At 60.4% G+C, this 10,801-nt stretch carries 7 protein-coding genes; all 7 read right to left on the reverse strand.

What is annotated here, in order from left to right; all coding sequences use genetic code 11:
• Positions 1-36 precede the first annotated feature (36 nt).
• On the reverse strand, positions 37-2,511 hold the full coding sequence (gene galA, locus VL130_RS08785; protein WP_325362468.1) for a beta-galactosidase GalA: 2,475 nt from the start codon (positions 2,509-2,511) through the stop codon (positions 37-39).
• Positions 2,512-2,709: 198 nt separating this feature from the next.
• Positions 2,710-5,571, reverse strand: coding sequence for a TonB-dependent receptor (locus tag VL130_RS08790; RefSeq protein WP_325362469.1), 2,862 nt, complete (start codon positions 5,569-5,571; stop codon positions 2,710-2,712).
• Positions 5,572-5,668: 97 nt separating this feature from the next.
• The gene (locus VL130_RS08795; protein WP_325362470.1) at positions 5,669-6,640 is read right to left on the reverse strand and encodes a FecR family protein; all 972 of its coding nucleotides are present in this window, start codon (positions 6,638-6,640) and stop codon (positions 5,669-5,671) included.
• On the reverse strand, positions 6,627-7,244 hold the full coding sequence (locus VL130_RS08800; RefSeq protein WP_325362471.1) for a sigma-70 family RNA polymerase sigma factor: 618 nt from the start codon (positions 7,242-7,244) through the stop codon (positions 6,627-6,629). The genes VL130_RS08795 and VL130_RS08800 overlap by 14 nt, the downstream gene beginning before the upstream one ends.
• 101 nt (positions 7,245-7,345) lie before the next feature.
• On the reverse strand, positions 7,346-8,692 hold the full coding sequence (locus tag VL130_RS08805; protein ID WP_325362472.1) for a glycoside hydrolase family 53 protein: 1,347 nt from the start codon (positions 8,690-8,692) through the stop codon (positions 7,346-7,348).
• A 36-nt stretch (positions 8,693-8,728) separates the two neighbouring features.
• The gene (locus tag VL130_RS08810) at positions 8,729-10,504 is read right to left on the reverse strand and encodes a sensor histidine kinase (protein ID WP_325362473.1); all 1,776 of its coding nucleotides are present in this window, start codon (positions 10,502-10,504) and stop codon (positions 8,729-8,731) included.
• A 56-nt stretch (positions 10,505-10,560) separates the two neighbouring features.
• Positions 10,561-10,801: TetR/AcrR family transcriptional regulator C-terminal domain-containing protein (locus VL130_RS08815; RefSeq protein ID WP_325362474.1), on the reverse strand; the 241-nt coding region annotated here is incomplete at its 5' end.

The following is a 10,801-nucleotide window of genomic DNA, read 5'->3' on the forward strand; positions in this document are numbered from 1 at the left end:
CTTTATCCTCCCCTGCAAAGCGGGGGAGGATTGAAGTCAGGCCGACCTCAACACCACCTTGCTCCCGCTCAGCCCCTCAGCACTCGCGGCGACCGTAATCCCGCCCGCGCCGGTGACCTGCACAATAGCACAGCACAGCCCGTTGAACGCCTTGCGCTCAGACGCCTTGTCCGCTTCATGGCTGTTCGGATTACCATTGCCGACGCCAATCACAGCACCTGGTCCCGACACAGCAAACCGGATCAGATTATCCGCCTTCGGCACCGGACGGCCTTTCGCATCGAACACCTCCGCCTTGATCACCGTGCAATCCATGCCGTCATTGACAAGCGCCGTGCGGTCGGTCGTCAGCACCACCTTCGCCGGCGCGCCCGCCGTTTCGCGCTTGTCCTTCAGGATCACCTTGCCTGCCTTGTAAGCGAAGGCTTCGATCCTGCCCGGCTGATACGGCACGACCCATTCGACGTGCAAATCCTTTGTGACCGTCTTGCGACCGGCCGACTTGCCATTGACGAACAGTTCAACCTCATCGGCATTGCTGTGCGCCCAGACCGAAATATCCTGCCCTTCCTTGCCTTCCCAGTTCCAATGCGGGAAGAGGTGCAGCAGGGGTTCCGGCTGCCACCAGGCGCGATAATACCAGTAGTTGTCTTTCGGGAAGCCGCAGGTATCAAGCGCGCCGAATTGCGACGAGATGCTGGGCCATGAGCTATAGGGCGTCGGCTCGCCGCGATAATCGAAACCGGTCCAGATAAAGCCGCCGGCGATATAGGGTTTGGCGTCGAAATGCGGCCACCAGCCTTCGGCGGTCGTGGCCCACCACGGCGCGGTCGTATCATAGGCCGGCACGATATGGGCGGCGTCATCCTTGATATATTCGCCGCGCGTCGAAACGGTCGAGGCCGTTTCCGTGCCGATGATCGGCAGGTTCGGATATTTGGCGTGGAAGTCGTCGATCAGGTGGTCGCGGTAATTGAAGCCGATAACGTCGATCACCTCAGTGATGCCCTCGCCATAGCCGTTATCCATCGCCGCCGTGATCAGGCGCGTCGGGTCCAGTTCATTGCACAGGCGCTTCATGGTGCGGGCGATATGGGCGCCGCGCTCGGTGCCCTGCTGCGGTTCCTCATTGCCGATCGACCAGAGGATGACCGACGGGTGATTGCGGTCGCGTCTGATCAGGGTTTCCAGTTGCGCCAGACCTTCCGGCGACGAGGTCATCATGCGCGTTTCGTCGATGACCAGTATGCCCATTTCGTCGCACAGGTCGAGCAATTCAGGTGTCGGCGGATTGTGCGAGGCGCGATAGGCGTTGCAGCCCATGTCCTTCAGTTGCTGCAAGCGCCAGCGTTGCAGGGCGTCAGGGATAGCCGCGCCGACCCCGGTATGGTCCTGGTGATTGCAGGTGCCCTTGAGCTTGACGGACTTGTCATTGAGGAAAAAGCCGGTTTGCGCATCGAACCTGATGTCGCGGAAGCCGAAGCGGGTAGAAACCAGATCGACATTTAAATCGTCTAACCACAGATTGCTATTGATGAAATAAAGGTGCGGCTCTTCCAGAGACCAAAGCGCAGGCTTGTCGACCTTTATGTGATGCACCACTTCAGCAGAACCCCAGGCGGCAAGTTCGACTGAAGAATCATCATAGGTGTTCGGATTACTGGAAGGCATATCCTGGTAATGAACAGACGACGAAACCCGGACCTTCTGCGATACGTTTGAATCGTTCCGCACCGTCGTCGCGACCTCGACCGTGCCGTCGGTCTTCGCCCGAACACAGACGCCGTATTGCGGGATATGCACCGGGTTTGTATTGACCAGCCAGACATGGCGGTAGATGCCGGCACCTTCGTAAAACCAGCCCTCGCCCAGCGACGCATCGACGCGCACCAGAACCGTATTCGGCGTGTCGTCGGTGTTGAGGAAGTCATTCAGTTCGACGCGGAAAGGTGTATAGCCGCTGTCATTGCGCTTTACGATGTAGCCATTGATGACCACCATCGCATCACGGAATACGCCATCGAATTCCAGCGAAATGCGCTTGCCTTTATCGGTGGCCTCAAGCGTGAACGTCTTCCGATACCAGCCGACGCTGGTTTCCGGATAGTCGCGGCCGAGCGGCTTGTAACCGTGATTGGCGGCCGGGTCCCACACCGCGCCATGATCATCCGGCTTGAGCGGTATCTTCGGTTCCTTGTGCACGAACGGCAGCTCCACTGCCCAGTCGTGCGGCAGGGTGACCGGCCGCCACTGAGAGTCATCATAATCCGCCTTGGCCACCGGTGTGGCGTCTATGCCCTGCTTGGCATAGGTGCGCAGATCGCCACCGTAGCCGAAATCCTTTTCCACATCATTGAGGTGGCCAAAAGCGAAGCGCCAGCCGGTATCGAAACGCGTGCGGCGATCGTCTTGCCTGATCGTCTCGGTTTGTGCCTGCGAAGTCCCCGCTTGAATGGCAACAAAAGTAGCGGCGGTGCCGGCCAGCAGATGGCGGCGGTTCAGTTCCAGCATGGCGGTTCCTCGTGGTTTTTACAGATACAATGATGGCCGGACCTTGATGAGGTCAAGACCCGGCCATGAGATAGATTGGAAAGCAAAATACCCCACCCCCGCATCTAACCGCTTCGCGGTGTCGTGCGGTCCCCCTCCCCAGTTTACTGGGGAGGGGGACCGCGCCTCTCTTGAGGCGGGGTGGTGGGGTATCTTACTTTAGTATTTAAACGTCAGATCGAGCAGGTAGCGCTTGCCGTAAAGGTCATAGCGCCCCAGACGATCCGGCTCGTTGTCGTTATAGGTCCGCAGCGGCGTATCGAGCAGGTTGTTGGCCTGGAAACGCACCTGGATCGTCGGGTTGATCTGGTAGCTGATCGAGAAGTCCATCGTCGTTTCCGGACGGACGCGGATCAGCTGTGAATCGTCCCAGCCATATATGGCGGTATATTCCGAGTGATACTTGGTGCCGAGGCGGGCATCGATGCCATGGTCGGAATACCAGAAATCGACCGCCGCCGTGTCACGCGCCAAGCCATTGAGCGGCAGGCCCGCCGACATTTCCGTCAGATCGGAATCGACATAGGCATAGTTGGAATAGATGCCGAACTTATCAAGCCCGATAAAGCCGAATGACGACTGGTAGGTCAGTTCCACCCCGTCGATCCGTCCGCCCTTGGCCGAATTGACCGGCGAGGTCAGGGTATAGACATTGCCGTTGATCGTTTCCTGGCGCGTGGCGTAACCGACGAAATTGCTGACATCCTTGTGGTAGGCGCTGATGGCGAACAGGGCGTCCTTGTTGAAGTAGTTTTCGTAAGAGATATCGATCTGCGTCGCCTCGAACGGCTTCAGGTACGGATTGCCCGATGCGCCGGTATAGGGCGCGGTCGAGGAAATCTGCCGGGTGATGATCATGTCGTTCAGCGGCGGACGCGAAATCACCTTGGCGGCGGAGAGCTTCAGATACTGGCCATTGCCGAAATCGAGGCGCGCGGTGGCTGAAGGCAATACCTTCGAATAGCTGGTGCCGCCGGTCGCCGGCGTGGTAATCATGGCCTGAACCCAGTTCCCCGGCGTGGCTTCGTACCAGTCGCCGGCAATCGTCGAGGTGCCGGCCGAATCGGCATCGACATCGAGGAAGCGCACGCCGATATTGCCATCCACCGGAATGCCGCCGAGCGTGGTGGCGTATGTGCCCTCGACATAGGCTTCCGCCACCTTTTCCTTAACCCGATCGGTGATCGGCGTGGTCTTCGGATCGATATCAAACGAGGTGCCGTAGAGATGCGTTGCCAGCGCGCCGAAATTACCGGTCAGGATGGTCGGGATGTCGAAATTCTTGAAGCTGTAGGACGACAGCAGGTAATCAGGCAGGGCGCCGATGATCGGCGATACCGTGCCGTCGAGCGAACCCAGCGCCTTGGTGCGGTCGGAGACGCGCGCGCCGAACAGAACGCTCTTGAAGAAACCGCTATCGAAATGCCGTTCGGCGTCAAGATGGATGGCGCCCAGTTCGTCGGTGACGGCGCCAAGCGACGTCTGGCCGCCTTGCGCGGTCTGAACATTGTCTTCCGGGGCCGACGAGACGGTGATGACCGGCTTGCCGCGGAAATCATAGGTCATCAGGCTCGGCCAGTAGGCGAATTCGTTGGCCGCCCACAGGTTATAGCGCTGCGCCTTGGAATAGGAGGCGTCGGCCGAGACCGTCCAGTGCTCGGTGGTCCACTTGCCGTTCAGCCCCTGGACGATAAGGGTCTTGTCCTCAGTGTAGCGCGCTACCACCGACTTGTCGCCGGCCCAGGCCACCGAAGCGGCCACCACATCGCCATTGCTGTTGATGACGGGCGCGTGGCCGGAAGCCGTCGCGCCATCGACATAGTTGGACAGGTTGCCGCCGTCCCAGTTGCCCCAGGCGCCATCGCCATACCAGGCCTGATCCTGCAATTCGTCGATCTTGATATCGGAATAGAGCAGGTCATAGCTGAGCTGGAAGTTGTCGGACGGACGGTATTGCAGGCCGAGCGAGGCCCCGATACGCGATTCCTTCAGGCGCTTGGCCTCGGCCTGCGCACCCCACGGCGTATTGTACTTTGTGGCGTCACCGGCGATTACAGCGCCATTGTTGCCGCCGGAATTGTAGCCCCAGCCCTGCACCGACTCGTAACCGTTCTTCTGGACCTGCGAGGTCAGGCCGACAACCGCGGCGAACTGGTCGGAAAAGCGATGCACCAGCGAGGCCGAGGCGCGATACCCCATGCCGTCATAATCAGGGAAGGCCGAGCCGCCATCATAATAGACCGGGCCGGCGCGCAGCACGAAATTCGGCCCCTTGTAATCGAGCGGACGGATTGTTTGCAGATCGACCGTGCCGGAAATGCCGCCGGAAATCAGCTTGGCCTCCGAGGATTTATAGACCGAAGCGCCGGAAATGACTTCCGACGGATAGACTTCCCAGCGCACATTACGATCGGGTTCGGAGGACGCCACTTCGCGGCCGTTCACCGTGCCCAGCACCATGCGCGCACCGAGGCCACGGATCGAAGCCTGTGAATCATTGCCGCGGTCGCGCGTCGCCATCACGCCCGGCAGGCGGTTGAGGGTTTCGGCGATGGTGACGTCCGGTAGCGCGCCGATATCCTTGGAGGAAATGGCTTCGACAATGCCTGTATTGCGGCGCTTGACGTCGAGCGCGTCACGCAGCGACTTGCGCATCCCGACCACGACCACTTCCTGCGGATCGGCTTCGGCAACCGGTTCGGCGGCGGAGGCGCGCACGATCACGGCGGACGTGCCGTCATTGGTCTTCAAGGTCAGGCCGGTATTGGCGATGAGCTGGTTCAGGGCCGCATCATTAGTCAGGCTGCCCGAAACGGCATTGGTCTGGATGCCCTGCAAATCGGAGGCGGTGGCCAGCACCTGCAAGCCGGATTGCTTGACGAAGGCGGGGATGGCGGTGGCGGCGTCCTGCGCCGGAATATTGAAGGTTTTGGTTTGGGCCGCAGCTGGCTGCGCCGCCATCACGACGGCGGCGACCGACCCCATGAGGGCGGTGCGGAAGGCGTTATTCCAGTATGACATGTGTGTTCCCTGAATTCTTGTTAGCGAGGGGCTTTTTCCCCTTCTCCAAACCAAGATGCCCCGCCGGAAGTTTTCCGCCGAATTGTACGACAATTTTTTAAAGGGCCGTCCCGGCTGTGCCAATTATGATACGGTCGTCATTCAGACTGACCGGCACATCGAGCGCCGCATGGACGGCGCGGGCAAAGGTTTCCGGCTGATCGACATGAAAGCCGCCGACCAGTTTCTGCGCGCCCAGGGCCGGATCGGAAATGACGATCTGCCGCTCATTATAGCGGTTGAATTCGGCCACCGCCTCGGCCAGGGTTTCGGAATTGAGCACGATCTCGCGGTCGCGCCAGGCCAGTCTGCGCTCGACCTCTTCGGGGCGGTAGGCCACCGCGACGGTTTCCGGCTTGAGCGGCACAAAGGCCTCATGCCCCGCCGTCAGCATGACGCGCTTGCCGGTATCGTTGACGTTCCACGCCTCGACCGTGCCCTCGGTGACCAGCACATCTGCGCCATTTTCATGGCGGCGGACGCTGAAGGCCGTGCCGACCGCACGCACGCGGATATCCCCGGCGGAAACGACGAACGGCACGTCCGGGTTCTTCGCCACCTCGAACCATGCCTCGCCCCTGACCAGCGCCACATGGCGAATCTGCGGCGTCATATCGACATCGATCTGGCTGTTCGTATTGACCGAGGCGACCGAGCGATCCCTGAGCGGCACACTGCGCAACTCGCCGACACGGGTGGCGACGCTCAATCGATTGGCCAGCACATAACCGACAGCAACCGCGCCGGTCAGCGAGGCCGCGACGGCGCCCCCCATGACGTAGCGACGACTGACGGATGCACGGTTGCGCTTCAATTTGCCCTCCAGCGCCCGACGCGCCAGCAGGGTATCACCGTGCGCCATCACCTGGGCGCGATCGAGCCTCATCCACGCCGCTTCGGCGCGCAAATATGCCCCCTGATGGCGCGGGTCCGCCTCATGCCAGGCCTCGAAAGCCTGCCGCGTCGTTACGCTGTCATCACCATTCAGCCGCGCGACCCACTGGGCCGCCGCCTCATCAATCCGCGACATATACCCTCATCCGGCCCGCTTTAGGCTTAAGCGCCGTCACCATCGCCGATCCTGTGCCGGCCATATGACGCAGGATCAGGCTCAATCCCCTGGCCGTTTCCTTTTCGACGATATTCTCACTGATGTGCAGCGCCTTTGCCGTTTCCGCCTGCGACAGGCCATGCACCTTGCGCAGTTCGAACACCTGCCGGCAGCGCTCCGGCAGCCCACTGATCAGGCCCAGCACCTGGGTCAGTTCGGCGCGTGAGGAGGCCGCGCTTTCGGGGCTTGGCCCAAGATCGGCCACGCCCAGTTCATCGAGATTCTGCACGGTCATGATCGACACCACCTTGCTGCGCCGGACCTGTTCGAGCAGGACATTGCGCGCCGAGCGGAAGAGATAGGCGCGCGGATCGTCGATATGATCGAAGCGTTCCATCCGCAGCAATCGGCAATAGACGTCCTGGACGATATCATCGAGTTCATGCGCCTTTACACCCAGTCGCAACAGCCAATGGCGCAGGTCTGCCTCATGCGGCAGGATCTGCGTGCCAACAAAAGCCAGAAGCGCCTGACGCGCTTGCCCGCCAGGCAGATTTGCTCCCTTATGTACGATGTTTGCCATCGAATTTTCCGCCGCTCCCCGTGTGTTTTATCCGCCCTTAACGGGCTTTTGTGGATTTATAACACAATAACGACGATCTTCCAGACAATTGTACTACAATATTACGGCTGTGGCGTTCCCAACACAACCGGACCGCCGGCCTTCGGCACGGTGACATCAAACGCTTCGGCATCGCCGAGCGCGCCTTCACTTTCCGCCGTGCCGACGACCACATGGGTTTCCGGCCGCAGCCAGGCCGCATAGACAAAGCGGCCATCGGTTTTCTGCATGGTGACGGTGACGCCGCCGGTAAAATCGCCGGTCAGGTATTGCGCCGCCTGACCGTGATCCGCGACAGCGAAAGTCGTCTCGACCGGCCAGATGTAGGCCGCTTTCGGCCATTCGAGCGCCGGCAGGGCCTTACCTTTATAGTCGAAAAAGGCGGCGTTTTCCCAATCTGACCCCTGCGCCCAGCGCGTCCTGCATTTGGTTGAAACCCAGGCCGGTTCCCAATAAACGACACCGATCCCGCCGGCATCAAGCGTCAGTTGCATGATGTCGTGCATATATTTCGCCTGACCGGCGATCGAGACCGGATAGTCCTTCAGCGCCGAATCCGAGCCGAGCAGATTATTGGCGCGGTCGGCGGCCTCGTCGGTGAAGGCGTAGCCGGTTTCGACCACCACCACGTCCTTGCCGAACCGGTAATGAACGCGGCGGATGGTTTCGGCCAGGCCCGTGAAATCCTCTTTCGACCACTTGCTGTAATAGCTCAGGCCGATGATGTCATAGCCGGTGACGCCGGCGGCGGTGGCGGCCGCAAACCACGGCTCGACATTTTCCGGCTGGGCGACGTGCAGCATGATTTCCGGCTTTATGGAACTATCCGCCGAAGCGTCACGCACGCCTTTGATGCCGGCATTGAACAGTTTGGCATTGCGCGCCCAATTGATGGCGACATGCTCCTCCGGCTGGGTGCGCAGTATCTCGCCATTGGTCTCATTCCCCACCTGCACCATTTCCGGCATCAGGTTCTTCGCCTTCAGGGCGTTGAGCGTATCGAGCGTATACTGATAGAGCGCTTTTGCCTGACCGTCCTCGGTAAGGCCCGCCCAGGCGGCGGGCACCAGTTGCTTCCCGCCATCGGCCCAGTCGTCGGAATAATGGAAATCGAGCAACACCTTCTGGCCCTGCGCCTTGGCGGCGGCGATGGTCTTCTCCACATCGGCGAGATCGGAATAGGGCGTCCATCTGGCGTCGACCCAGATTCGCACGCGGACGAGATTATGACCCGACTCCGCGAAGATTTTATAGGCGTCGGTTTCGCCCTTATAGTCATACTTCGCGCCGCACGCCTTTATTTCATTGACGTAGGAGAGATCGGCGCCGAACCAGTAGTCGCGGGCCGAAGCGGGGTTTCCGGCCAGCAGGGTGATGGCGGGCAACAGGGCAAGGAACTGTGTTTTCATACCCCTTAAGATGCCCGGCGCAGATTTTTCCGCCGCTTACAGGTCGAGTTTCATATCCTGCAACAAGGCTCGCAGGTATTCGCGGTTGATGCGGTCCTCATCGACCGGCGCATGACGCGCCGGATCGGGATCAAAACGCGGGCGCAGCGGCGCATAGGCCGGACGCGATTGCGGCGTCTCAAAGTCCCGGTCGAAACTTTGCCGCGCCAAAGTGCGCGGCACAGGCACGGCTTTCGGGTCAGGCTTCACGGCGGCCGGCGCTTCCGCCCATTCGACGGGGATTTCAAACCAGACATTGGCGCCCTCGCCCGGCCGAGACACGGCGCCGATATGGCCGCCCAGCATCTCGACAATCGTCTGGGCGATGGAGAGGCCAAGGCCTTTCTTACCACCCGTAAACAGGTTATGCGCCAGCGCTTCGTCCATGCCGACGCCGCTATCGCGCACACTGACATGCAGGTGGATTTCCGGCCGCAGCGTCTGCGGATTTTCCGCCGTCACCTGGCTGGCCGTGACGCTGATCACCCCGCCGCGCGTGAACTTGCAGGCATTGGATATCAGGTTTTGCAGCACCTGCTGAATGCGCATGACATCGAGACGGGCAGTGGCGCGGGTGAAATCGACAAAATGCACACTCAGCCGAGTCTGCGCCGCTTCGGCCTGAAGCGTAAAGGCGTCAACCGTTTCGCGGATCATTTCGCCTAAATCGATGATCTCGTCCTCTTCATCGGTCGCTGCAGGTTCCGAGACCAGCGTATCGCCGATCAGGCTTTGCAGCGCCTCGGCGGAAGTCAGCAGGTTCCGGGCATAACCAGCGATGTCACCACCGGAAACCGGGCGCGTTTCGATCAGGCGCGCATAGTTGACAATCTCATTGAGCGGGGCGCGCAGTTCATCAGTGACATGACCGAGAAAGTCGTCACTGACTCCTGTTTCGGTGACATCGCGCACCACGGCGCACAGCCGGACTGGCGCGCCATCACCGTCATATTCGACGCCGCCTTTTGTACGGATCAGGCGCGCGGCCTTGTCCTTGCGGCGAGTGATGCGCAGCTCGAAATCGAAATCCTCGCCGGCATTGACGGCGCGCTGGAAACGTTCAATCACGCCCGAACGATCCTCAGCCGCATAGATATCAAGCTGCGTCACTACCTGCGGCACGTATGTCTTTTCATTCAGCCCCAGCAGGGCGTACAGCGCCTTCGACCAGATGACCTCACGGGTAGCAAGATCGATCGTCCAGTAACCGAAACCGGCCATTTCAGCGGCCATATCCATACGCCTCTGTTGCGCCTGCAATTCGCTCCGCATATCGCCGCCCGATCCTTGCGCCAAAGACAGCAGGGTGGCGACCTGATCGGCGAATTTTGCGAAGACCGCCAGATTCACCGCCTCACCCGGCGCGGCGTCGGCTATGGCGATCACCCCCAGAATCTCGCCGTCGTGCACCAACGGCATGTCGGCATAGAACCGCATGTGCGGCGCGCGCAACACAGCGCTTTCGAGGAAATAGCGGGCGTCATGCGTGGCGTCATCGATCCGCAGCCCCTCGCCCGCCACCAGCTTGCGCGCCGTGAAAGCCAGCGTGTCGAGCACCTCGATGTCGGGGATACCAAAGGCGGAGACGGGGGTCAGCCGTCCATCCTCATACAGACTTAAAAAGGCCATCGGCAGGTCGAACAGCGCCGCAGCCAGTTCGCAAACAGACACGCATATCCGATCGAATTCAGCGGCGCGGCGGCGTTTCCGCCCCTGCGCCACAGGATTCGGGCGCACATCAAAAGGCGTTGATTCGTCTGTTGTTTTGGCCATGTGAAACCCTTTGCTTAACGGACGTTAACCAAAAAGGTTTACACTTTGGTAAATATTCAGACCGCCGGTTTCACACCGTAATAGGTCATGAAAATATCGACAGCCAGATCGACCTGACGATGCCGTTGCGCCTCCGTCGGCTCGACAGCCAGGTTCATGATGCGCTTGAAATGGCAGTCGCCGAAGATCAGGCTTTTCAGCACCATCGTCGCTTCCATAATGTTGGGCGCATTGATCTGGCCCTTGTCATGGGCGGTCTGCAACAGCGCGGTCAGGTTGGAACGTCCCTGACTCTGG

The sequence above is a fragment of the Asticcacaulis sp. genome, from assembly GCF_035497195.1.
Taxonomy (GTDB): Bacteria; Pseudomonadota; Alphaproteobacteria; order Caulobacterales; family Caulobacteraceae; genus Asticcacaulis.